The 24,279-nt window shown below is 61.1% G+C and carries 24 protein-coding genes; all 24 read left to right on the top strand.

Translation table 11 applies throughout. The annotated features are described in order from the left end of the window. Positions 1-20 precede the first annotated feature (20 nt). The 24 genes from DW645_RS08285 to DW645_RS08170 all read left to right on the top strand — a co-directional run bounded on the left by DW645_RS08285 (position 21) and on the right by DW645_RS08170 (position 24,143). Complete coding sequence (locus DW645_RS08285) at positions 21-788, top strand: dihydroorotate dehydrogenase electron transfer subunit (RefSeq protein WP_118094258.1); 768 nt, start codon at positions 21-23, stop codon at positions 786-788. Positions 789-802: 14 nt separating this feature from the next. Further along, a complete protein-coding gene (locus tag DW645_RS08280) occupies positions 803-1,711 on the top strand; it encodes a dihydroorotate dehydrogenase (RefSeq protein WP_006236128.1) in 909 nt (302 codons plus the stop codon). Continuing rightward, entirely contained in the window at positions 1,705-2,421 is a 717-nt protein-coding gene (gene pyrF, locus DW645_RS08275; RefSeq protein ID WP_117564271.1) for an orotidine-5'-phosphate decarboxylase, read from the top strand. The genes DW645_RS08280 and pyrF overlap by 7 nt, the downstream gene beginning before the upstream one ends. 239 nt (positions 2,422-2,660) lie before the next feature. Then, positions 2,661-2,969: an integration host factor, actinobacterial type gene (gene mihF / locus DW645_RS08270; protein ID WP_006236130.1), complete on the top strand. Its 309-nt coding sequence runs from the start codon at positions 2,661-2,663 to the stop codon at positions 2,967-2,969. Then, positions 2,970-3,539, top strand: a complete 570-nt coding sequence (gene gmk / locus DW645_RS08265) for a guanylate kinase (protein ID WP_099431806.1) — start codon at positions 2,970-2,972, stop codon at positions 3,537-3,539. It abuts the gene before it with no gap. Between the two features lie 5 nt (positions 3,540-3,544). Next, positions 3,545-3,826, top strand: coding sequence for a DNA-directed RNA polymerase subunit omega (locus DW645_RS08260; protein ID WP_035138532.1), 282 nt, complete (start codon positions 3,545-3,547; stop codon positions 3,824-3,826). Beyond that, positions 3,827-5,071: a tRNA uracil 4-sulfurtransferase ThiI gene (thiI, locus tag DW645_RS08255; protein ID WP_006235944.1), complete on the top strand. Its 1,245-nt coding sequence runs from the start codon at positions 3,827-3,829 to the stop codon at positions 5,069-5,071. It abuts the gene before it with no gap. Between the two features lie 213 nt (positions 5,072-5,284). Next, entirely contained in the window at positions 5,285-5,998 is a 714-nt protein-coding gene (locus tag DW645_RS08250; protein ID WP_158568708.1) for a helix-hairpin-helix domain-containing protein, read from the top strand. Then, positions 5,995-8,298, top strand: coding sequence for a DNA internalization-related competence protein ComEC/Rec2 (locus tag DW645_RS08245; protein WP_118227220.1), 2,304 nt, complete (start codon positions 5,995-5,997; stop codon positions 8,296-8,298). The genes DW645_RS08250 and DW645_RS08245 overlap by 4 nt, the downstream gene beginning before the upstream one ends. Before the next feature lie 78 nt (positions 8,299-8,376). Next, positions 8,377-9,339, top strand: coding sequence for a DNA polymerase III subunit delta (gene holA / locus DW645_RS08240; RefSeq protein WP_118227219.1), 963 nt, complete (start codon positions 8,377-8,379; stop codon positions 9,337-9,339). A gap of 133 nt (positions 9,340-9,472) precedes the next feature. Beyond that, positions 9,473-9,739 carry a 30S ribosomal protein S20 gene (gene rpsT / locus DW645_RS08235; protein WP_022094714.1) on the top strand — a complete coding sequence of 89 codons (267 nt, stop codon included), beginning with the start codon at positions 9,473-9,475 and terminating at the stop codon, positions 9,737-9,739. 96 nt (positions 9,740-9,835) lie between these two features. Continuing rightward, complete coding sequence (gene lepA / locus DW645_RS08230; RefSeq protein WP_089573391.1) at positions 9,836-11,647, top strand: translation elongation factor 4; 1,812 nt, start codon at positions 9,836-9,838, stop codon at positions 11,645-11,647. 4 nt (positions 11,648-11,651) lie between these two features. After that, a complete protein-coding gene (dusB, locus tag DW645_RS08225) occupies positions 11,652-12,695 on the top strand; it encodes a tRNA dihydrouridine synthase DusB (RefSeq protein ID WP_117564277.1) in 1,044 nt (347 codons plus the stop codon). Between the two features lie 2 nt (positions 12,696-12,697). Further along, positions 12,698-13,930, top strand: a complete 1,233-nt coding sequence (gene hemW / locus DW645_RS08220) for a radical SAM family heme chaperone HemW (RefSeq protein ID WP_117776230.1) — start codon at positions 12,698-12,700, stop codon at positions 13,928-13,930. 58 nt (positions 13,931-13,988) lie between these two features. After that, on the top strand, positions 13,989-15,092 hold the full coding sequence (locus tag DW645_RS08215) for a DnaJ domain-containing protein (RefSeq protein ID WP_187362361.1): 1,104 nt from the start codon (positions 13,989-13,991) through the stop codon (positions 15,090-15,092). Positions 15,093-15,173: 81 nt separating this feature from the next. Next, a complete protein-coding gene (gene dnaJ, locus DW645_RS08210; protein WP_117776231.1) occupies positions 15,174-16,322 on the top strand; it encodes a molecular chaperone DnaJ in 1,149 nt (382 codons plus the stop codon). A 9-nt stretch (positions 16,323-16,331) separates the two neighbouring features. Beyond that, positions 16,332-17,624: a MiaB/RimO family radical SAM methylthiotransferase gene (locus DW645_RS08205; protein ID WP_117776232.1), complete on the top strand. Its 1,293-nt coding sequence runs from the start codon at positions 16,332-16,334 to the stop codon at positions 17,622-17,624. Then, positions 17,605-18,591: a PhoH family protein gene (locus DW645_RS08200; RefSeq protein ID WP_089573386.1), complete on the top strand. Its 987-nt coding sequence runs from the start codon at positions 17,605-17,607 to the stop codon at positions 18,589-18,591. The genes DW645_RS08205 and DW645_RS08200 overlap by 20 nt, the downstream gene beginning before the upstream one ends. Further along, positions 18,588-19,097 (top strand): rRNA maturation RNase YbeY, encoded by a 510-nt coding sequence (ybeY, locus tag DW645_RS08195; RefSeq protein WP_117654802.1) that lies wholly within the window; start codon positions 18,588-18,590, stop codon positions 19,095-19,097. Before DW645_RS08200 ends, ybeY begins: the two co-directional genes overlap by 4 nt. A gap of 9 nt (positions 19,098-19,106) precedes the next feature. Next, positions 19,107-19,484, top strand: coding sequence for a diacylglycerol kinase family protein (locus DW645_RS08190; RefSeq protein WP_117639888.1), 378 nt, complete (start codon positions 19,107-19,109; stop codon positions 19,482-19,484). Positions 19,485-19,496: 12 nt separating this feature from the next. After that, the gene (gene era, locus DW645_RS08185) at positions 19,497-20,564 is read left to right on the top strand and encodes a GTPase Era (RefSeq protein ID WP_187362360.1); all 1,068 of its coding nucleotides are present in this window, start codon (positions 19,497-19,499) and stop codon (positions 20,562-20,564) included. 15 nt (positions 20,565-20,579) lie between these two features. After that, a complete protein-coding gene (recO, locus tag DW645_RS08180; protein WP_118227218.1) occupies positions 20,580-21,329 on the top strand; it encodes a DNA repair protein RecO in 750 nt (249 codons plus the stop codon). A gap of 138 nt (positions 21,330-21,467) precedes the next feature. Next, positions 21,468-21,746 carry a 30S ribosomal protein S15 gene (gene rpsO / locus DW645_RS08175; protein ID WP_006235963.1) on the top strand — a complete coding sequence of 93 codons (279 nt, stop codon included), beginning with the start codon at positions 21,468-21,470 and terminating at the stop codon, positions 21,744-21,746. Between the two features lie 150 nt (positions 21,747-21,896). After that, positions 21,897-24,143: a polyribonucleotide nucleotidyltransferase gene (locus tag DW645_RS08170; protein ID WP_117639884.1), complete on the top strand. Its 2,247-nt coding sequence runs from the start codon at positions 21,897-21,899 to the stop codon at positions 24,141-24,143. The last annotated feature ends 136 nt before the right edge of the window (positions 24,144-24,279 follow it).

Genomic DNA, 24,279 nt, shown 5'->3' with positions numbered 1-24,279 from the left:
CCACACCTTCCACTGCACGCATGCACGACTTCGAGGTCGTCTCGAACCAGGAGATCGCCGACGGCATCTTCTCGCTCGTTATCTCGGCCCCCAAGCTTGCAAGTGCGCTCAAGCCCGGTCAGTTCGTGAATATCGCCGTGCCGGGCGATGCTTCCTCGCTGCTTCGCGTGCCCCTGAGCTTCTATCGCGCCGACGCCGAGGCCGGCACCGTCGAGCTGTGGTACGCCGTCGTGGGCGACGATACCCGCCGTTTGTCCCAGATGGGCCCTGGCTCCACCTCTAACCTGTTGGGCCCCGGTGGTCGTGGATGGATGGTACCCGAGGGCACCAGGAAGGCACTGCTCGTCGCCGGTGGCATCGGCGTTCCGCCTGTGCTGTGTCTTGCCGGCATGCTTGCCGAGCAGGGTGTTGATGTGGACGTGTGCCTGGGCTTCGGCACCGCTTCCAAAGTCGTGGGTGTCGATGAGTTCCGTGCGCTGGGCGCCACGGTTAACGTGTGCACCGACGACGGTTCGCTCGGCACGCACGGTTTTTGCACCGATCCGGCAGCCGAGCTGCTTGGAGAGGGCGGCTACGACTACGTCGCCAGCTGCGGCCCCGCCGTCATGATGAAGAAGGTCGCCGCCGCTGCCGCCGAGGCCGGTGTGTACTGCGAGGTGTCGCTCGAGCGCATGATGAGCTGTGGCTTTGGCGCCTGCAACACCTGCAATGTCGAGACGGTCGACGGTATGAAGGGTGCTTGTATGTGCGGCCCCGTGTTCGATGCTTCCAAGGTGGTGGTCTTCTAGTGGGTACCGTGAACATGGCCGTCGATTTCGGCGGCGTCAAGATGCAGAACCCCATTAACACCGCAGCCGGTACCTTTGGCTACGGTTGGCAGTTCCAGAACTTCTTTGATGTTTCCCAGCTGGGCGCCATTACCACCAAGGGTTGTGCCGCTGAGCCTTGGCCGGGCAACCCTGCGCCCCGCATGGCCGAGATTCCTGGCGGTATGATCAACTCCGTGGGCCTGCAGAACCCCGGTGTCGCCGCCTTTGCCCGTGAGTCCGGCCCGTGGCTCGAGCAGCTGTCCAAGGACGGTTGCCAGGTCATTTGCCAGGTTGCCGGGCACTCCGTTGATGAGTTTGTGCGCGCGCTCGAGATGTATGTCGAGCTATGCCCCTGGGCTGCCGGCTACGAGATCAACGTGAGCTGCCCCAACATCGCCGCCGGCGGTGCCGCCATGGGCTCTACGCCCGAGGGCGCCTCTTCCGTCATGGCCGCCTGCCGTAAGGTGACCGATAAGCCGCTGTTCGTCAAGATGGCTCCGGTTAACGTCGCCGAGATTGCCAAGGCTCTCGAGGCCGCGGGAGCCGACGGCCTTTCGGTCATTAACTCCATCCAAGGCATGGCCATCGATGTTCATACCCGCAAGTCCCGCGTGGCCAAGCCCAAGGGCGGCCTTTCTGGCCCGCTTTGCCACCACATCGCCGTGCGCATGGTCTGGGAGGTTGCCCAGGCCGTCGATATCCCCATCAACGGTGTCGGCGGTGTCATGACTGGCGAGGATGCGGCTGAGTTTATCCTGGCCGGCGCCACCTGCGTGTCGGTCGGCATGGCCAACTTCGTCGATCCGTGTGCTTCGCTTAAGATCGCGCATGAGCTCGAGGCCTGGGCCGAGTCCCAGGGCGTAAAGGACATCAACGAGCTGGTGGGTGCTTTCGAATGCTAGAGAATGATGCCCGCGACCGTGTTATCGTCGCCCTCGACTGCGACCGTGAGCGCGCGCTCGAGCTCGCCCACGAGCTTTCGGGCCATGCCGCCTGGCTCAAGGTCGGCATGACGCTCTATTACGCTGAGGGTCCCCAGATCGTCAAGACCTTTAAGGACCTTGGCTTTAAGGTCTTCCTCGACCTTAAGTTCCATGACATTCCGCATCAGGTGCGCGGCGCTGCCCGCTCGGCCTCGCTTGCCGGTGCCGACCTGCTTTCGGTCCACGGCCTGGGCTCGGGTGCTATGCTCGCTGCCTGCCGCGAGGGTGCCGAGGAGGCGCGTGAGGACCGCGCCAAACTCGTCGCCATCACCGTGCTCACGAGCATGAATCAGGATGCCTTGAGCGAGATCGGCGTCGAGTCGCCCGTGGCCGAGGAGGCCGCCCGCTTGGCAAAGCTTGCTCAGGCCAACGGCATCGATGGCATCGTGTGCTCACCGATGGAGGCTCATGACATGCGTGAGCTGCTGGGTCCTGATGCCCTGATCGTAACTCCGGGTGTGCGTCCGGTGGGTGCCGCCCTTGGTGACCAGTCCCGAGTGGCGACGCCTTCCCAGGCTATCGAGCGTGGCGCAAGCCACATTGTGGTGGGCCGTCCCATCACCGGTGCCGACGATCCGGTTGCCGCCTTTGACGCCATCGTCGCCGAGCTGGTCGAAAACGTCGCGTAAAAGATTCCCCTAAGTCACCACTTTTGGGTCTCATTAGCACAAAATAGCCCCTGTGCCTGCGTAAACTTTCCCATCCTTTGTGTGGAATCGCAGGTCAGGGGCTTAACTTTGGGCGCAGTATATTGCACTTTTTGCGGGTATCGTCTAACCTATGGAGCCGCGATTAGGCATTTTGTACGTTCTACGTGCTAAAATGCCAATTATTGAATCAGATATAACCCAACTATTTGGAGGTACGAATGGCACTCCCTCAGCTTACCGACGAGCAGCGCAAGCAGGCTCTTGAGAAGGCTGCTGCCGCACGTCACGCCCGCGCTGAGCTTCGCGAGCAGATCAAGAAGGGCGAGAAGTCCCTCGAGTCCGTGCTCAACTCCGATGACCCCATCGCTTCCCGCATGAAGGTTTCCACCCTCATCGAGTCTCTCCCCGGTTATGGCAAGGCCAAGGCCGCCAAGATCATGGAGGAGCTCGGTATCTCCGCTACTCGTCGCGTCCAGGGCCTCGGTGTCCGTCAGCGCGAGCAGCTCCTCGAGCAGCTGACCAAATAAGTGAGCGCTCAGGATTCCAAGCTCTTTGTGATTTCTGGACCGTCAGGCGCAGGCAAGGGTACGCTCGTCACTCGTGTGCGCGAGCGCCGCTCGAACCTGGGTCTGACGGTTTCGGCTACCACGCGAGCACCACGCAAAGGTGAGGTCGACGGCGTCAACTACTTTTTTCTGACGCGTGAGGAGTTCGACCGCCGCGTGGCAAACGGTGAGTTTGTTGAGTGGGCCGAGGTCCACGGTAACTGCTACGGCACGTTGGTGAGCGAGGTCACATCCAAGCTCGCCTCGGGCTCGTCTCTGATTTTGGAGATCGATGTCCAGGGCGCCCTGCAGGTGAAGGAGCGTTTCCCCGAGGCCGTGCTGATCTTTATCAAGCCGCCTTCGCTTGAGGTGCTCCGCGAGCGTCTAGTCGGTCGCGGTACCGAGACGCCCGAGACGATTGAGCTGCGTATGGCAAACGCCGCCGATGAGCTTGCCCTTGCCGACCGCTACGACGACGTCGTGGTGAATGACGATCTCGACCGCGCGACCGATGAGCTCGTTCGCGTTCTCGATATGCATGAAAGGATCTGAGGTCCGTGTCCGTTGTAAAGCCTTGCATTGACGATCTTCTGGAGAAGACCGATCACAACCGCTTCCTGCTCGCTTCGCTTGCCTCCAAGCGCGCCTGCGACATCAATAGCATGCTGCGTGGCCAGCACAACCGCGTGCTTGCCGTCCAGGATGTCGATGACATCACCATCGGGCTTTCCGGTGCCGATACCATCTCGATGGCTATGGACGAGATTGTCGACGGCGACATCTCTTACGACGAGGCCCGTTACGAGAAGGCGCTCGGCCACAAGGTTGCTGAAGCCTAAATGGCGGCTCGCGTCTGCCTAGTCCACTATCACGAGGTTGGACTGAAGGGCAAGAACCGCGCACATTTTGAGCATATCCTCATGGATAACATTAAGGCGGCCTTGGCCGCCTTTTCCGTGAACGCCGTGTCTCGAATTTCCGGTTATATCCTCGTGACCTTTAACGAGCATCAGGCCGACGAGGCGGCGCGTGTCATCCGCACCGTCCCCGGCGTTGCTCGTGTGTCTTTGGCGTATCACACCAACCGCGACCCGCAGGAGTACTGCGCCGCCGCCGTGAAGGCGCTGCGCGAGTTTGGTTCCTTCGATTCGTTTAAGGTGCACGCCAAGCGCTCCAATACTGACTATGAGCTCACCTCGATCGATATCAATCGTCAGGTGGGCGAGGTGCTGTGTGAGGCGTTTCCTGATAAAAAGGTCCAGATGCACGATCCTGACGCTATGGTGCACGTATTGGTGGTCCAGGGTAGCGTCTACGTGTATGCGCGCTCCGAGCGCGGCGTGGGCGGTCTGCCGGTGGGTTCTGCCGGCAAGGTCGTGACGCTGCTGTCGTCGGGTATCGATTCTCCGGTGGCGACCTGGATGCTCGCGCGTCGCGGCGCGGTTTGCGTGCCGGTACATTTCTCCGGTCGTCCGCAGACGCCCGATACGAGTGAGTATTTGGTGCAGGACATCATCCGTGCGCTTGAGCCGGGTGTCCAGATCGGTCGTCTGTACGTGGTTCCGTTTGGCGACTGCCAGCGTGAGATTTCGGTCACCTGCCCCAGCAACCTGCGTGTGATCATGTATCGTCGCATTATGTATTCGGTTGCCGAGCGCATTGCGCACATCGAGGGCGCCAAGGCCATCGTTACGGGCGAATCGCTTGGGCAGGTTGCCTCCCAAACGCTTGAGAACATCATGGCCGTCAACGAGGCCGTGAAGATTCCCGTGTTCCGTCCTCTCATCGGTTCGGACAAGCAGGAGATCATCGCGCGTGCCGAGGAGATCGGTACGTTCGATATCTCGACTGAGGCCGCTCCCGACTGCTGCACGTTGTTTATGCCGCGCCGTCCCGAGACGCACGCTAAACTCGATGCCGTACATGAGGCCTGGGAGTTGTTCGATCATGAGGAGATGATCGAGCGCCTGCTCAAGCAGACCGAGTACATCGACTTCGAGAGCAACACGTATAAGGCCCCTAAGACCTTAAAACGCAAACATTCGGAGCTTGCTCCGCGTGAGATTTACCAAGATCACGAGTAAATTTGTGTATAGACCGACGATGCGCCTGTATCGTCGGTCTTTTGGTATCTGGGTATTTTGCGGCTAAGTGTTCATTTGCTGACGTATGTCTGAATAAATGGACATTATTTCGCAAGGTTTTGGTCAGCTTTTGGTTTGACCTCGAAAACCGGTTTTGGGGCGTGGCTGTTGCGGAGCTCCTTTCCTGACACGATGGTGTTGGGAGGTTTTGCTATGGCGCAGCGCGAACAACACGAACGAGTCAAAAAGATGGACCGCTGGGCGGGAAAACTGCTCGGTCATAAGGCAGTGGTGATGGCGATACTGGTCGTCATTGCGATGTCGAGTGGACTGGCAATGGCGAACCTTGGCGGCGGTGCCGGCGGCGTGTCGTTTGAGCGTACTGATGGTTCGGGCTCGTTAGTGGAGCCGGGATCCGGCGATGCCTCGAGCGGAAAGACATCCGAAGGCTCTTCGCCTAAGGCGTCTGCCGCGGCAGAGGTCTATGTCGATGTTGATGGCGCCGTGGTGTCACCCGGTGTATATCGCCTCAAAGACGGGGCGCGGGTGGCTCAGGCGATTGATGCCGCCGGCGGGCTGGCGCCCGAAGCAGACGTTACGGGGCTTAATCGTGCATCTAAGGTCGTCGATGGACAGAAGATTCACGTTCCAACGGTAGGGGAGCAGCAGGCGTCCATTGCGGAAGCTGGTGTTGATGGTGGGACTTCCGCATCATCAGGCGTCGGTGGCGCAACAGGCCTAGTAAACATTAATACGGCAAGCTCGGCAGAGCTGCAGACGCTCTCGGGAATCGGTCCCTCAATGGCACAGTCGATTATCGATGAGCGGACAAAGAACGGTGCTTTTGCTTCGGTTGACGATCTGATGCGCGTGTCGGGAATCGGCGAAAAGAAGCTTGCCAAAATCAAAGATTGCATCTGCGTATGAATGCGACCGAGCGAGAGCACGTGATGCCTCCGCGGCCCCTGATTCCGTGGACGATGGCCCTGTGTGCCGGCATGTGCGTGAGCTGCGCCTTGGTGCTCAGCATAGCCGCTGATGCGCTGCTGAGGGAGCGGGCGACGGCGGTCGGGCCGCTATGGGCCATTCCCGTTGCGGCAGCGGTTTTCGTTGTGCTGGCTCACTCTTGTGCGAGGCTTGCCCCTTTGAAGCGGTGGCTGTATGCCGCGTCCGTCGGTCTCGTGGCGGGAGCGGTCGTCTCGGCGTGGTGGGCTGTGGGTGCGCTAAGCGCCTCGAGGGCGCTCGACGGTCGAGCGGCAAGCGGCCTCGAGTTTGTCGTGCAGGGTGATCCATCCATAAACGACGGCGTGTATTCCTATACCTGCGAGGCACGCGCGGACGGTAAGAACTTGGCAACGGTTCGCCTATCGTGTGATCGTGAGCTCAAGGTCGGGGCGCACATGCGTGTTATCGGTCGCGTTTCGCGTTTTGAGAACGACGCATATGGACGATCGCGCGTGCTCCGAGGCGAGGTGCGCAAGGTTAAAGCCGTTCGGATTTTATCGGTCGATGAGGGTTCTCCGGGGCCGCTGCTTCGGCTGCGAAATGGGCTGCTTGCGTCCATCGCGCCTGCGACCGACCCGGCGCGTGCGCTCATAGCCGGTGTCGTCTGCGGTCGTTCGGCCGAGCTGCGCGCCCAGCCGGCGGGCGACTGGTTTTCTGTGACGGGAACGGCACATCTTATCGCCGTCTCGGGCAGCCATTTGGCTATCGTGGGGTTTGTAATCGAGGGTGTATTGCAAAAGACTCGGTGCTCACGTGGTCTTCAGCGGGCGATATTGGCGATAACGCTTGTGGGCTATGCTGCCTTTACGGGCGCGTCTCCCTCGGCCGTGCGTGCGTGCTGCATGGTGTTCGTGACGCTTGTCGTAAACGGCGCGGGGCGTCGTCGGCACGGCGCATCGGCACTCTTCGTAACCATGTCCATCTTTGTGCTACTGCGGCCGACGGTGCTGTTCGAGATGGGCTTTCAACTCTCGTGTGCCAGCGTCTTAGCCATTCTGTGCTTTTGTCCCTATGCGACCTACGCTTTGGGTGAGCTAGGTGTGCCATCAGGCGTTGCCAGCGTGCTTTCCGTCACGCTGTGCTCACAACTGGCGACACTTCCCATTACCATTCCTGCCTTCGGTACATTCTCGCTCATTGCTCCGTTGGCAAATGCGGTCATCGGTCCGGTGGTGAGCGTACTGCTCGCTGTGTCGATCGTGCTGGCTCCCTTTTCGCTCGTGGGACCGTTGCGGACTTGGGCGCTCGTTGTGCCCATGATTGCCGCCCGTTGCGCGCTGTTCTTCGAGCAGCTGTTTGCCGCCGTGCCAGGTGCATACGTGAGCGTGCCGCCCGATAGCATGTGGATTTACCTAGTGCCGTGTTTTCTGGCGGTTCTGCTGGTCTGGTGGCCGCGTCCCCGTGCACGTCCTATGGCGGTGGGGCTTGCATGCCTGATGCTCTTGGCTGCGATTCCGTACGTCTATTGGGATCGATTCGCTCCGCCTTCGGTGACGGTGCTCGATGTGGGCCAGGCCGATGCGATTCTTATCCGCCAAGGCGGCGCAGTTGCACTTGTCGACTGCGGGCTCGACGAGCGTGTGGTTGCGGCGTTGGTTCGCAATAACGTGCACCATATCGATGCCGTTTTTGTGACGCATTGGGATGAGGACCACTGGGGTGGTTTGCCTGCCGTGCTCGAACAGTTTTCGGTCGGAACGATTGCCGTGGCGGCGGATGCGCTGGAGGATGCTCCTGCCGAGGTATTGAACCGACCTGGCGTGGAGTATCGGCAGGTGCGCCGTGGGGATACGGTCGACATCGGCTCATTTTGCGCTCGCGTGATGTGGCCATTCGAGTTCGTGGATGGCGAGGGAAATGAGGACTCGCTTGTCCTGCTGCTCTCTTATGTTCAGGAGGGCAAGGGCCTGCGAATACTTCTCACCGGTGATGCCGAGCTCGACCAAGAGCGGGAATTCGTGCAGGAGGTGGGGGATATCGATGTCCTTAAACTCGGGCATCACGGCTCCAAGGTTTCAGTCGATGGCAAGTTGCTGGACGTCCTGAAGCCCGAGCTTTCCCTCGCAAGCGCCGGTGAGGGGAATCGATACGGCCATCCGTCCGATGCCTGCATCGATGCCGTTAAGGAAGCGGGTGGTGTGTTCGCGTGTACCATCGAACACGGCGACATTACCGTCACACCGACTGCGAATGGCTTTGCGATGCGATGCCAGCGACCGTGACGACGTCGTTGGCGTGTGGTGGGCCCCTGGGCTAAAATGGCACGGAACGAATACGAAGGCCTGCGGGAGGGGAGCGCAATGTCCGAAACCGGTTTGCTGCCGGCATATCTGATCGTCGGTACCGACGGAGTTAAGCGCGACCACGCCGTCTCGCGTATGAAAGCGCGTCTGGAAAAATCGGGTATGGTCGAGTTCAACCTCGACGAGCGAGACATGACCAAGGACCCCGATATCGAGTCCATTATCGGATCGCTTAACACCTTTCCGATGGGCAGCGAGTTTCGTCTGGTAATCCTCGATGGCTGCTCAAAGCTCGCCAAGGCGGTCTCGGAGCCGCTCGTTGGGTATCTGGCGAGTCCCAGCCCAACAACGGTCTGCCTCATCATCGCCGACTCACTTGCCAAGAATACGCGCCTGTATAAGGCAATCGCCAAGATCGACAAGAAGGCTATCGTCGATTGCTCGGGTACCAAGCGCTGGGAACTGCCGCGCCGTGTGCAGCAGATGGCGACGCAGCACGGCAAGTCGATTTCGACGGCGGCCGCCGAGGAGCTCGTCTCGCGTTCGGGCGAAAACACGCGCATGCTCGATAACGACTTGGCTAAGCTTGCCCAGATGGTCGAGTCGCCCCAGATTGAACTTGCCGATGTTGAGCGCTGGATTGTACGTACGGCCGAGGTCCAACCCTGGGACTTCCTCAACGCCGTCTCGGCTCGCGATATGCGGCGTTCGCTCGAGCTCTTTAAGCTCCTGCCCTCCAAGAGCTACGTGTGGACTTACACATTGCTGTGCGGTCGCATTCGCGAGCTTATCGTCGCCAAGGCGCTCGACGCGCGTGGGCAGGGTCGCGAGCTGGCCGCAACGCTCAAGCTCCAGTCCTGGCAGGTCAAGAATCACCTGACCTGGGCTCGCCGCTTTTCGATGGCAGAGCTCGTCGCTGCGCTCGAGGGTGCCGTCGATGTGGAGCTCGCGCTCAAGGGTTCGGCCGATTCTCAGACCGCGCTTTTGCTCTGGATTACGAACATCTTGAGAAAATCGTGATGATACCTGCCTATTTGACAAATTCGTTCTATCCCTTTGAGGGGGAGCGTGCTATAGTAGGCGCTTGCATGACCTCACCGTGTCTCAGAGGTGTCATACATTTTTTGCAAGGAACTCGAAAGGAACTCCAGAAGTGGCAAACATCAAGTCTCAGAAGAAGCGTATCCGCACCAATGAGGCAGCTCGCATGCGTAACAAGGCTGTCAAGTCCGAGCTCAAGACGCTGACCAAGCACGTCCAGTCCGCCGTCGCCGAGGGCGACGCCGAGAAGGCCCAGGCTGCCCTCAAGACCGTCACCAAGCGTCTCGACATGGCTGCCGCCAAGCATGTTATCCACAAGAACCAGGCTTCCAACCGCAAGTCCGGTCTTGCCAAGCTCGTGAACAGCATCAACGCCTAAGTTGTAAATTTCACACCACACAGATTACGCGCATAAATGGAGCCTGTTTTATGGAACAGGCTCCATTTTTTGTACCGCTCGGGTAAGATAGTCCGCATGAATACTTCAATTGACATTTCCCACATCCGCAACTTCTCAATCGTTGCGCACATCGACCATGGCAAGTCCACGATCAGTGACCGCATTCTCGAGCTCACCCATACCGTCGACGAGCGCGACATGGAGTCGCAGCTGCTCGACACCATGGATATCGAGCGCGAGCGCGGCATCACGATCAAGTCCAATGCCGTCCGCGTGTCCTATGACGCCGACGACGGCGAGACGTATCAGTTCAACCTGATCGATACGCCGGGCCACGTGGACTTCACCTACGAGGTCTCGCGTTCGCTGGCCGCTTGCGAGGGTGCGGTGCTCGTCGTGGACGCCACGCAGGGCGTCGAGGCGCAGACCGTTTCCAACGCGACGCTCGCCATGAACGCCAATCTGGACATTGTGCCGGCCATCAACAAGATCGACTTGCCCTCGGCCCATCCCGATGAGGTTAAGACCGAGATCGAGGATGACCTGGCGATTCCCGCCGATGATGCCGTGTGTGTCTCGGGCAAGACCGGCGAGGGCATCCATGATCTGCTGGAGTCCATTGTCTTTTTGATCTCTCCGCCCAAGGGCGATGCGAACGCGCCGCTCAAGGCACTCATTCTGGATTCGTACTTCGACGAGTATCGTGGCGTCGTCGCCACGGTGCGCGTCTTTGACGGCTCCATCAAAAAGGGCGATACCCTGCGCATGATGCAGGCAGAGGGCGACTTTTTGGTCGACGGCGTGGGTGTCAAGCGTCCTGCCGAGACCCCGGTTGACGCGCTGACGGTTGGCGAGGTCGGCTATGTGGTCACGGGCCTGAAGGACCCCGAGGCCGTTCGCGTGGGCGACACCCTTACCTGGGCGTCGAACCCCTGCCCCGAGCCGCTTCCGGGTTACCGCGAGGCCAAGCCCATGGTCTATACGGGCCTGTTCCCAATCGATAACAAGGACTACGAGAACCTGCGTGACGCGCTCGATAAGCTGCACGTTAACGACCCATCGTTGGTGTGGGAGCCCGAGACCTCGGTGGCGCTCGGCTTTGGCTTCCGCGTGGGCTTCTTGGGCCTGCTACACATGGAAGTCGTCAAGGAACGCCTGGAGCGCGAATTCAACCTGGACCTCATTGCCACGAGCCCCTCGGTCGACTATCACGTCTACAAGACCGACGGCGAGATGATCGATGTCCGCAGTCCGCAGGACCTTCCCGAGGCCACCCGCATCGATCGTATTGAGGAACCCTACCTCAAGGCAAAGATCATCTGCCCGCCTGAGTACACGGGTGCCGTCATGCAGCTCGCCATCGAGCACCGCGGCGTCACGACCGACATGATCCACCTGACGAGCAAATCGGTCGAGATGCGCTTTGATATGCCGCTCGCCGAGCTCATCTTGGACTTCTTCGATCAGCTCAAGAGCCGCACCAAGGGTTACGCCTCGCTCGACTATGAGTTCAACGAATATCGCCCCTCTGAGCTCGTCAAGCTCGACATCCTGCTTTCGGGCGACGAGGTGGACGCGCTTTCGTTTATCGTCCATAAGGACAAGGCATATGGCCTGGCCCGTGGCCTGTGCGACAAGCTCAAGGAGATCATCCCGCGTCAGCTGTTCGAGGTGCCCATCCAGGGTGCTATCGGCAACAAGATCATCGCCCGTTCCACCGTCAAGGCCCGTCGCAAGGACGTTCTTGCTAAGTGCTACGGCGGCGATATCTCGCGTAAGCGCAAGCTGCTCGAGAAGCAGAAAGAGGGCAAGAAGCGTATGAAGGCCATCGGATCGGTCGAGGTCCCGCAGGAGGCCTTTATGGCGATCCTCAAGGTGGACGAGTAGGTCTATGGCTCTTTCCGAATATAGTCTGCGGCTGCTGGGCGCCTATGCCGAGCAGCCGTTCCTTATGGCTCCCATGGCGGGCGTGACCGACCCTGCCTATCGCATCATGTGTCGCCGCCGCGGTGCCAACCTTGCCTACAGCGAGATGGTGAGCGTGGCAGGCCTTGCCTATGCCAGTAATAAGACGTGGCGCCTGGTGCTACCGGCCGACGAGGAGCAGCAGATTTGCGTGCAGCTCTTTGGCTCCAAGCCCGATCAGTTTGCGAGCGCCGTCGCCGCCGTCGAGGAGCGCGTTGGCGATCGCCTGTCGCTCATCGATATCAATATGGCATGTCCCGCCCGCAAGGTCGTTACCAAGGGCGAGGGCTCGGCGCTCATGCGCACGCCCGACCTGGCCGAGAAGATCGTCGAGGCCACGGTTGGCGCGGCGCACGTGCCCGTGACCGTCAAGATTCGCAAGGGCTTTTATGCCGAGGACCGCAATGCCGCGACATTTGCCCAGATGCTTGAGAGTGCAGGGGCTGCCGCAGTCGCCGTGCATGGTCGTTGCGCCACGCAGCTCTACACGGGCCAGGCCGATTGGTCGGTCGTCGATGAGGTCGCAGATGCCGTTGAGATTCCCGTGATCGGTTCGGGTGATGTGTTCACCGCCGAGGATGCCGCGGTGCATCTGCGAAACTCGGGTGCCAGCGCGGTGTTTATCGCGCGCGGCATCTACGGGAACCCGTGGGTGTTTGGCGATGCTCGCGCTCTTGCGCTCGATGGCACACCGGTGCCGGCGCGCAGCTCTGTCGAGCGCCTGGACGCCCTGCGTGAGCACCTAACGCTGACGCATGAGCTCCTGCCGCTCATGTCGCGTGCCCGTACGTACGCAAGCTGGTACTTAAAAGGCATGCCCCATGCCGCCGCTTGGCGTGCCCATGTGGTGCGCTGCTCCACGTATGAGGAGTTTATGGCGCTGGTCGATGAGATCGAGCATGATGTGGTGGCCTGCGAGGCTGCCCTTGCCGCCGGCGAATCGGTGCCCCCTCATCCGCTGGAGGCTTAAGGGTGGCCGTTACCGCGCTGTACGTGCACGTGCCGTTCTGTGCCCAAAAGTGCCGCTACTGCGACTTCGACTCGCGCAGCTTTGCTTCGTGTGATTTGGATGCCGCGCTCGATTCCTATTTTGAGCAGTTGTTCGCGCGTCTCGATGCTTTTGGCAAGGCTGGGGCCCTCGACCAGATCCGCACCGTCTATGTTGGCGGCGGCACGCCGTCGCTGGCGGGGGAGCGCCTGGTGGAGCTGGCGCGGCGTATTCGTGCGTGGTGCGCCCCCGTTGAGTTTACCTGCGAGGCCAATCCCGAGTCGCTGACCGCCGAGCTTGCTACTGCGCTTGCCAAGGTTGGTGTCACACGCGTTTCTCTGGGCGTGCAAACGCTCGATAACACCGAACTTACCGCCATCGGCCGCATTCACGATGCCGATCGGGCGCTCGCCGCCATCGCGACGGTCAAGGACGCTGGGCTTGACGTGTCGTGCGACCTTATGTGCGGACTTCCCGGGCAGACCGCAGCGAGTTGGAAGCGTACGCTCGAGGGCGTGCTGGCGGCGGTTCCGCATCATGTGTCGGTTTACCCGCTCACGCTCGAGGTGGGGACGCCCCTCTATCGCATGGCGTGCCGTGACGAGTCGCTCGAGCCCGACGAGGATTTTCAGGCCGCCTGCATGGACGTGGCGCGCGAGCTCCTGGGTGCCGCCGGCTATCACCCGTATGAGGTGGCGAGCTACGCGCTCGACGGCCATGAATGCGCCCATAACATTGCCTACTGGACCGGACGGGGCTACCTGGGCCTGGGCCGTTCTGCCGCCGGTATGCTTGATACTGGGGATTTCGACCGTCTTGCAGGTTTGTTCCCCGGCGTGTCTGCTCGAGGCGACGCGTACCGTGTGCGTTTGGTTCAGCGCGACGATGACGCGACGTCGTTTGAGGCCGAATACCTGTCGCAGCGAGAGGCTGCGGCCGAAGACCTGATGCTCGCTTGTCGCATGACGCGCGGTATTGCGTCCGACCTGTTGGTTCGCGCGGCTCGTGTCATCCCGGCCGATGAGCTGACAGCCGCTTGTGATCGCGCACTCGAATTGGGTCTTGCCACTTGGGTGCCCGAGACGCTCGGGGTCCATGAGGGACCCTTTACTTCGGCAGATGTCGTCGCGGGCCATGTTCGAGCTCGTTTAGCACCGACACACTTGGGCTGGCTCGATGGAAATGTTCTGTTCGAGCTGTTTTGGGATCTAGCTTAGGCCGCTCGGGTAGAATTACCGGAATATATACGCTGCTGTGAGCAGGAGGTTGCCGCGCATGGCGACGATGAACGAAAAAGATTACTACGAGATTCTAGGTGTCTCCAAGGACGCCACCTCGCGTGATATTCAAAAGGCCTTCCAGCAAAAGGCCCGTAAGCTCCATCCGGACGTCAACAAAGAGCCGGATGCCGAGGAAAAGTTTAAAGAGGTTTCCGAGGCCTACGCCGTGCTTTCGGATGAGCAAAAACGTGCGCGCTACGATGCCATGCGTTCTGGCAATCCCTTTGCCGGTGCCCCTACGGCTTCGCCCTATGGTGGCGGCTATGCCGGCAACACGGGCTATGGCAATCCCTTTGAGGGCGGCTTTCCTTTTGGCGGTGCCTGGGGCCAGCAGCGTCGCGGCCAGGCTGCCTACAATCCCGAGAACGGCGCCAACGTGGTCGTCGATATCAAACTGGACGCCAAGGAGGCCAAGGACGGTGCCCGCAAGACCGTCCGCTATACGCGCTTCGATACCTGTGGTCACTGCGGCGGCTCGGGTTCTGTCTCCTCCGAGCATGCCCATACCTGCCCGAGCTGCGGTGGCCGCGGGCACATCGACGTCGACTTGTCCTTCCTGTTTGGTGCGGGCACGTTCCAGTCGGTCTGCCCCGAGTGCGGCGGTTCCGGTAAGGTCGTGGCCGACCCCTGCCCCGATTGCGGTGGCAGCGGTCGTACTCGCGTAACCTCCGAGCAGACGATTGAGTTTCCTGCCGGCACGCACGATGGCGACGAGGTCCGCATTAGCGGCATGGGTCACGCCGGCACTAACGGTGCCGCTGGCGGTGATCTAGTCGGCCGTGCCCATGTCGAGTCCGAGCGCTTGGAAGGCAAAGCTCGTACCGGTTTTTACCTGATGGGCATCGTGGCGCCGTTTTTGGTACTCTCGGCCATCTCGGGCGTGTTCTCGGCCTTTGCCGTGATGTGCTTTATTCCGTTTACCATGGGCCTGTTCATGGTGCTTTCGGACGGCGTGCTTCATCGCAGCCTGCTGTGGTGGAAGCGCGGTGCGATGCAGTTTGCCAACGGTTTTGCCAATGGCTTCATGTTCGCGCTCGTGTCGGTTTGGTTCGCGAGCTGCTCGCAACGGGCCATGCTTTCGCCTTACGGAATGCAATAACATCAAACCCTCTGTTTGCGGTCGGCCCAGCTTGGGTATAGGACGCACTGTGACAATAATGAAAGTCGGAAGGATTCGGTCGTGTCGGAAAATAGGGATTACTACGAGGTACTTGGCGTCGACAAGGATGCCGACGCGCGGACGATTAAGCGCGCGTTTCTAAAGAAGGCCCGTACCGTACACCCGGACGTTTCGGACGACCCCGAGGCCGAGGCCAAGTTCAAGGAGCTCAACGAGGCCTATTCCGTTCTTTCCGATGAGCAGAAGCGTGCTAACTACGACCGTTACGGCACTGCCGACGGCCCTGGTGGTTCGGGCTACGTCGATATCAACGATATCTTTGGTGGTATGGGCATGGACGACTTGTTCTCGTCGTTTTTTGGCGGCGGTGCCGGCGGTGGCGCCCGCAGCCGTCGCGAGCGTCGTCGCGGTCGTGACATGGCCATCTCGCTTTCGGTGACGCTCGAGGAGGCGGCGCTCGGCTGCAAAAAGACAATCAGCTATGACCGCCTTGCTCCTTGCGAGGACTGCAATGGCACCGGTAGGGCAGAGGGCGCACAGGAAAAGCAGTGCGGCCGCTGCCACGGCACGGGCTATGTCACGACGGTTCAGCGATCGTTTTTGGGCCAGGTTCAGTCTTCCTCGCCTTGCCCCGACTGCCATGGCGAGGGCACGGTTATCGACCATCCCTGCGAGACCTGCGATGGTCAGGGCCGCACGCCTTCGCATGAAAAGATTGACATCGATATTCCCGCCGGCGTTTCGACCGGTCGACAGCTGCGTGTGAGCGGCTTTGGCGAGGCCGGTCTTCGCGGCGAGCCTTCGGGCGACTTGATTGTCAACGTGCGCGTTGCCGACCATGAGCGCTTTAAGCGCAACGGTGACGACCTGTACCTGGTGAGCGATATCTCGATTGCGCAGGCTGCGCTCGGCTGCGAGATCGAGGTCGAGGGCATTATGCCCGACGAGGTCGTTAAGGTGTGCGTCCCCGCCGGCGCCCAGTACGGCGACACCGTGAGCGTCAATAATTACGGCATGCCGCGCATTGGCGGTGGCGGTTCGCGTGGCCGCTTGATCGTGCAACTGCGCGTGGTCGTTCCCACCAATCTTTCCAATAAGCAGCGCGAGCTGCTCCGTGCTTTTGCCGATGAGATGGGCGATGACGTCGCTTCCGGTAAGAAGTCGGTGACCGACCGTATCAAGAGTGCCCTCGACGATATCCTCGATTAAGGAGCCCGCGTGCTCGCACCCCATATTTCCGTCGTCAACCTCGGCTGCCGTGTCAACCGGGTTGAGTCTGACCGTATCACTGCCGATCTTATGCGCCTGGGTTTTGCTATGGTGGAGCCCCAGGATGCCGACCTGATCGTCATTAACACCTGTGCCGTTACGGGCGAGGCCGAGGCCAAGACCCGTAAGGCCGTTCGTCATGCGCTGGCCTATCCGGGCGAGCCTTACGTGGTCGTAACCGGCTGCGTCGTCAACCTGCATCCCGAGGAGCTGCTGGAGCTCTCCGATCGCGTGATCGCCGAGCCGTCCAAGATTGACGTCGCCGAGCGCGTCTGCGAGGTGCTGGGTGTTGAATCCGATAGCGTGCCCGCCTGTAGCGATGGCGACGTGGTCGATGCGCTCGGTCGCTCTCGCCTGGGCGTGAAGATTCAGGACGGCTGCAACCATCGCTGCACCTATTGCATTGTGTGGAAGGCACGCGGCCCCGAGCGCTCCGTGCCCGTCGAGTCCGTGCTCGAGCAAGTTCGCGAGGCCCAGGAGGCCGGCGTGCCCGAGGTGGTGCTGACCGGTGTGAACCTGGGTGCCTACGATGGCAAGAGCGCGACCGACGAGCATGTCGAAATCGATGAGCTGCTCGAGGCCATCATGGAGCGCACGTCTATTCCGCATGTGCGCATTTCCTCGGTCGAGCCCATGGATATCTCTGAGCGCCTGCTTAAGGTTATGGCGCGCTATCCGCAGCGTATCGCCCCGTTTTTGCACCTGCCCGTGCAGTCCGGCTGCACGGCGACCTTGCATCGCATGGGCCGTCCCTATAGCGCCGAGGCGTTTGAGGATACGGTGCGCATGATTCGCGCCAACTTGCCTCAGGCGTCCCTTTCGTGCGACGTCATCGTCGGTTTTCCCGGTGAGACGGATGAGGAGTTCGAGGAGTCGCTGGCGCTATGCCGTCGCGTGGGCTTTTCGCGCATGCATGTGTTCCGCTACAGTAAGCGTCCCGGCACACTTGCCGCCGATATGCCCGACCAGGTACCGCCAGAGGTTATGGCTGAGCGCAGCCGCCGTATGCGGGCCGCGGCGCAGGAACTCGCCATCGCCGATGTTCGTCGTCGCGTGGGAACCGTTGAGCGCGCCGTGCTCGAGTATGGTGACAACCTGACGCTCGGCTCGTTCCATCATGCCCGTCTTGACGATACCTGTGGACTTACAGCCCCGTGCCTGCTCGATGTTGCTATCATCGAAGTCGATGATTCCGGCTTGGTCCATGCGCGCAGGGAGGTTCATGGAAGCCTCGAAGATTAGACTTACCGTTCCCGAGGGGATTGATCCCTCGCGCGTTTTGGGCGCCGGCGACGGCGTCCTTCGTGCGCTCGAGAGCTTGGTTCGCGCCCACGTGGTCGCCCGTGGCGACAGTATCGCCGTGAGCGGTGACCCGGATGAGGTCGAGCTCGTGGTGCGCTTTTTTGAGCATGCTTTTCGCGAGGCGGCTGCCGGACGCACGCTGTCTGCCGACGATGTCTCGCGTTGCTTGGCTGTCCTGCGCGATGGAGAGCATGATGCCTCGTCGCTGCGCGATGACGTGCTGCTGTCGTATCGCGGCCGCGTTATTCGTCCCAAGACGCTCGGCCAAAAACGCTATGTTGACGCCATCCGCTCGCATACCATCACGTTTGGCCTGGGTCCCGCCGGTACCGGTAAGACCTATCTGGCCATGGCGCTCGCCGTTGCCGCGCTCAAGCGTCACGAGGTGGGTCGCCTAATCTTGACGCGCCCGGTTGTCGAGGCGGGGGAGAACCTGGGCTTTTTGCCCGGTACCCTCGAGGAAAAGATCGATCCGTACATGCGCCCGCTCTACGACGCCCTTTTTGACATGATGGATCGCGAGCGCACCGATGAGCTTATGGAACGTGGCGTGATCGAGATCGCCCCGCTCGCCTACATGCGCGGCCGTACGCTGAGCGATGCGTTCGTGGTGCTCGATGAGGCACAAAACACGACACCCGAGCAGATGAAGATGTTCCTGACGCGCCTGGGCTTCAACTCCAAGTTCGTGATTACCGGCGACTTGAGTCAGCGCGACCTGGTGGGTCGTCGTGGCGGCTTGGCGGATGTCGAGAAGATTTTGGGCCGTGTCGACGATGTGGCATTTTCTCACCTCGAGCGTGCCGACGTGGTGCGTCATGCCCTGGTGGGTCGTATCGTCGAGGCATATGATGCTTATGATGACGTGCGTGAGCAGCGTTCGCGCGACCGAAAGGAGTCCCGTTGAGTGTATTGATCAGCAACGATGCCGAGCTCGATACGCTGCTCGACGCGCAAGAGGTGGAGCACATCTGCGAGGTCGTGCTTGCCGCCGAGGGCGTTGAGCGTGAAGTTGAGATTTCCCTTTCGTATGTCGACGAGGACGAGATGCACGAGCTCAACCACGAGTGGCGCGGTATCGACCGCACCACCGATGTGCTCTCGTTTGAGTGCGATTCGGCCTTTGACGATGACATTCCCGCCGATGAGACGCTCGAGCTCGGCGATATTATCTTGGCCCCGCAGGTTATTGCCCGTCAGGCCCCCGGTTTTGGCAATAGTCCCGCTGATGAGTGCCGTCTGATGCTCGTACACGGAATGCTGCACCTGCTGGGCTATGACCACATCGAGGACGACGAGGCCGAGGTCATGGAGGCCCGCGAGGACGCCATCCTGCGCGATCTGGCGCTCGAGCGCGGCGAGGACCCCAAGCTAGTCCACGTCGGCCCCATCACCAACCATGCCCACGACTAGGAGCCGTCTATGATTCCCGGATCGAACAAGGACCATCCGTCCTTTTTAAAGTCGTTTTCTTACGCCATGGAGGGCTTCGTCACCGCCGTCAAGACCGAGCGCAACATTAAGGTCATGCTCGTGGCGGGCGTGTGCACCGTCATTGCCGGCTGCATCGTGGGGCTCGACATTGCCGAGTGGGCCACGATTATCATCTGTTGTGGCCTGGTGATTCACGGCGAGCTGTGCAACACCGCTATGGAGGCTATCGTCGACCTAGCGACCCAGGAGCTCCATCCGCTGGCCAAGCGTGCGAAGGACATCGCCGCCGCCTCTGTATACGTTCTTTCCATCACCGCCGCGATTGTGGGCGTGCTGGTATTTGCCCACGCGCTCGGCTTTATTTAGAAAGGGATTCCCATGTCCGACAATATGCAGTCTACCGATGAGATTTTGGACGACGAGTCCCCGGATGCTAAGGCGACCGAGGCCTATGAGGAAGTCGAGGAGTTCGACCCGTTTGAGGGCATGAGCGACGAGGAGCTCGACGCCCTGTGCGATGAGGACGACAGCCTCGCGGGCTTTGGCGACGTTGAGCCCGGTTTCCGCAGTGGCTTCGTGGCCTTGGTCGGCCGCCCCAACGCCGGTAAGTCAACGCTGCTCAACGCCTGCTATGGCAAAAAGGTCGCCATCACCTCGCCGGTGGCCCAGACGACCCGCCGCCGCATGCGCGCCGTCGTCAACCGCCCCGGCTACCAGCTGGTCTTTGTCGATACCCCGGGTATCCACAAGCCCAAGGACGGTCTAGGGTCCGAGCTGAACAAGAGCGCGCTGTTCGAGCTGAACGATGTCGATGTTGTCGCGTTTTTGATTGATGCCACCAAACCGATCGGCAGGGGAGACGCCTGGGTTGCCGAGCGTGTCAAGAATGCCCGTTCCAAGAAGGTCCTGGTGCTCACCAAGGCCGATGAAGCCGACCCCGCACAGGTCATGGAGCAGCTTAAGGCCGCCCACGAGCTTATGGAATATGACGACGAGATCGTGACGTCGTCGGTCAAGAACTTTAACGTCGATGCCTTCATCGAGACCGTTGCGCACTTTTTGCCCGAGGGTCCGCGTTGGTTCCCCGAGGACATGGGTACCGACGCTTCCGACGAGACGCTCGTTGCCGAGTTTGTGCGCGAAAAGGTCTTGCGCCGCACCCGTGATGAGATTCCGCACTCCGTTGGCGTTATTTGCGATGCGCTCGAGCAGACCAAGAAGGTGCTGCGTGTGCACGCCACCATTTATGTCGAGCGTGAGGGCCAAAAGGGCATCATCATCGGCAAGGGCGGCGAGATGATCAAGCATATCGGTATCGACGCCCGTCGCGATCTTGAGCGCATCTTTGGCACGCAGGTCTTTTTGGAGTTGGACGTGAAGGTCAAGGCCGGTTGGCGCGACGACGAGGCTCAGATTCGCCGTTTTGGCTACAACGCCGAGGACTAAGGACGCGCAGCGCGCATGGCAGGCTCCCGGACATATCGCACGAAGGTGCTCGTGCTCGACAAGACCAAGCTCAAAGAGACCGATCTGATTCTGACGATGCTTGACGAGCGGGGTCGCCAGGTTCGTGCCGTGGCAAAGGGGGCCCGCAAACCCGGTGGGCGCTTGGCGGCGCGCTGCGAATTATTCTGTACCGTCGATATGCTGCTCGCACATGGACGCTCGCTCGACGTTGTTTCTCAGGCCGAGCTTTTGGAAGCGCCACTCGGTGCCGCTCCTGACTACGAGACGATCTGTGCCGCCAGCGCGATTGCCGAGGTTGCGCGCGTGTGCTCGTTCGAGGATGCCGAGGATCCATTTACCTTTGCCATCACGCAGCGGGCGCTCACGCTTGTCGGCTGCGGGCTCGACTCGGCACATATGGACCTGCTCGTGGCGGCCTTTGTCTTTAAGCTGCTGTCGCACGTTGGTTACCGCCCCGATTTCTCGGCATGCGTCTCGTGCGGCGATCCCATGCTCTCGCATTTCTCGGCCCAGGCCGGCGGGCTTCTGTGCGGGTCGTGCGCCTCGAGCGTGCCTGGCGCCGAGTTGGTATCGGTCGGCGAGGTCGCATGGCTGCGCGCTCTGATGTCCATGACATTCGATGCCCTTATGGACGAGCTGATCGATCCGCATACGGCTGCGTTTTTGCTGGGGCTTTCGCATGTTTGGGCCGCCACGCACACCGATCAGCGGCTCCGTGCGATGGAATTCATGTTGGGTCGGTGATGATGCGCAGGCGCGCGTCGCTTGTGGTAACATACCGACCTGTTGGTACCTCGACCTTGGATGTTCGCTCCACCGGCGGCTTCCCAGTCCGAGGCGAATGGAGTCGCCCACAGGCGACGCGAAACGAAAGGTGAAACAATGACTGTTTCCAAAGAGCGCAAGGCGGAGCTGACCGCCCAGTTCGGTAACTCCCCGGTCGATACCGGTAACCCCAAGGTTCAGGTCGCCATCCTGTCCGAGCGCATCAAGGAGCTGACCGAGCACATGAAGTCCCACCAGAAGGACTTCCACACCCGTCGTGGCCTGCTTATGCTCGTTGGCCGTCGTCGTCGTCTTCTCTCCTACATCAAGAAGAACGACATCGTCGAGTACCGTGAGCTCATCAAGGCTCTGGGCATCCGCGACAACATCCAGTAAGGATTTGTACATGCTAAGAGCGTCCTGCGCAGCGGGGCGCTCTTTTTGTGTAAGGGCGTGAACAATCACGCTCTGAAGCGTGGCGGGGGCAGGGGGCCCGCGCCACATGAGAAGCCCGCAGGCAAGGGGCCTGTGGGGTAAAGGAGAACAATGACACTCGTATCCAAGACCTTTGAGCTGTACGGCAAGACCTACACCTTTGAGTCCGGCGAGCTTGCCAAGCAGGCCACCGGCGCTTGTCTGGTCAAGCAGGGCGACACCACGATGCTCGACACCGTGGTCGTCTCCAAGGAGCGCAAGAATTACGACTTCTTCCCGCTGACCGTCGACTTCAACGAGAAGATGTACGCCGCCGGCCGCATCCCGGGTGGCTACCTCAAGCGTGAGGGCCGTCCCAGTGAGAAGGCCACGCTCACCGCGCGCATGATCGACCGTCCGATTCGCCCGAGCTTCCCGGACGGCTTCCGCAACGAGGTACACATCGTCGCTACCTCGCTCGTCGCCGACCAGGTCAACCCCTTTGACGTCATCAACGTCATGGGTGCCTCCCTGGCCATGACGCTCGGCGGCGTGCCCTTCGAGGGCCCGCTTGCCTGCGTGCGCATCGGCCGTAACGTGGAGACCGGCGAGTTTATCGTCAACCCCACCTACGAGGAGCGCGAGAACTCCGACCTGGACCTGGAGCTGGGCGGCTCTGCCGACTTCATCTCGATGGTCGAGGCCGGCGCCGAGGAGATCTCCGAGGACGACATGCTCGCCGCCATGAAGTTTGGCCAGGAGGCCCTTGCCGCCTTCTGCCAGGCCCAGGACGAGTTCGTTGCCGAGTGGGAGCAGGTCAATGGCGCCATCGTCAAGAAGGAGTACCCGCTCGACCAGCCCGTCGAGGAGGTCCAGGAGCGCATCTTCGCCCACTACGACGAGATGGCCGCCGCCCTTCGCGATGCCGACAAGCTCTCCCGTATCGGTAAGGTCGAGGCTCTGAAGGAGTCCATCCGTGCCGAGTTCACCGAGGAGGAGCAGGCCGCTTGGGAGCGCGAGATCCCCGTGGCGCTCAAGAAGCTCGAGAAGAAGGCTATGCGCACCATGGTCGTCGAGACCGGCGAGCGCGTCGACGGCCGTGCCGCCGATGAGATTCGCCCCATCATGGTGAAGGATAACTACCTGCCGCTCGTTCACGGCTCCGGTCTGTTCCAGCGTGGCCAGACCCAGGTGCTTTCCGTCCTGTCGCTCGGTATGCTCAACGAGGGTCAGCGTCTGGATACCATCGAGCCCACCGAGGGCAAGCGCTATATGCACCACTACAACTTCCCGCCGTTCTGCACCGGCGAGACTGGCCGCATGGGCAGCCCCAAGCGCCGCGAGATCGGCCACGGCAACCTGGCCGAGCGCGCCCTGCTCCCGGTGCTCCCCGACGAGAACGAGTTCCCCTACGCTATTCGCGTGGTCTCCGAGGTCATGGAGTCCAACGGCTCCTCTTCGATGGCTTCGACCTGCGGCTCCACGCTCGCCCTTATGGACGGCGGCGTGCCTATTAAGCGCCCGGTCTCCGGTATCGCCATGGGCCTGATCCAGGAGGAGGGTAAGACCGTGGTCCTGTCCGATATCCAGGGTCTCGAGGACTTCCTGGGCGACATGGACTTTAAGGTCACCGGCACCACCGAGGGCATCACCGCCCTGCAGATGGACAACAAGGCCACCGGTCTTACCTTCGACATCTTGGCCCGCGCCCTGCAGCAGGCCAAGGAGGGTCGCGCCTTCATCCTGCAGAAGATGCTCGATGTGATCCCCGAGCCGCGCCACACCACGCGCAGCACCGCTCCGCGCATCGTCTCCATCCAGGTTCCGACCGACAAGATCCGCGACGTTATCGGTTCTGGTGGTAAGGTCATCCGCGGCATCCAGGACGAGACCGGTGCCTCGGTCGACATCCAGGAGGACGGCACCGTCTTTGTCGGCGGCACCGGCGAGTCCGTCGACCAGGCTGTCGAGCGCATCAAGCTCATCATCAAGGTTCCCGAGCCGGGCGAGGAGTACACCGGTCGCGTTGTCTCCATCCAGCCCTTCGGTGCCTTCGTGAACCTTCTGCCCGGTAAGGACGGCCTGCTCCACATCTCCCGCGTCGCCAAGGGCCGCGTGGAGAAGGTCGAGGACGTCCTCAACGTGGGCGACGAGGTCAAGGTCGTCGTCATCGAGGTCGACGACCGTGGCAAGATCTCGCTCGATCGTCTTGACAAGCCTGAGGCCCCGGCTCGCGCCGAGGGTGCCTCCGAGGGCGACGGCGAGCACTTCCAGCGTCGTGAGCGTCCGCGTCGCGAGCGCTCCGAGCGCAGCGACCGTCCGCGCCGTCCCGGCGACAACGGAGGCCGCAAGCCCCGCCGCCACCACGACGCCGAGTAACAGCCGTACATAACCAGCACCGCAAGGGCGACTCCGGACAGGGGTCGCCCTTTTGCTTGCGCCCGGGAGGGCCGCATATGAAGTTTCCTGCTCTACAGTCCTGCGCAAGACGGAAAGCACATTAAGTGCTTTCCTT

The organism is Collinsella sp. AM23-17 (assembly GCF_003470945.1).
In the GTDB taxonomy this organism is placed as follows: domain Bacteria; phylum Actinomycetota; class Coriobacteriia; order Coriobacteriales; family Coriobacteriaceae; genus Collinsella; species Collinsella aerofaciens_O.
Note: the sequence above shows the minus strand (reverse complement) of the source record. Positions and strands in the feature narration are given on the sequence as shown.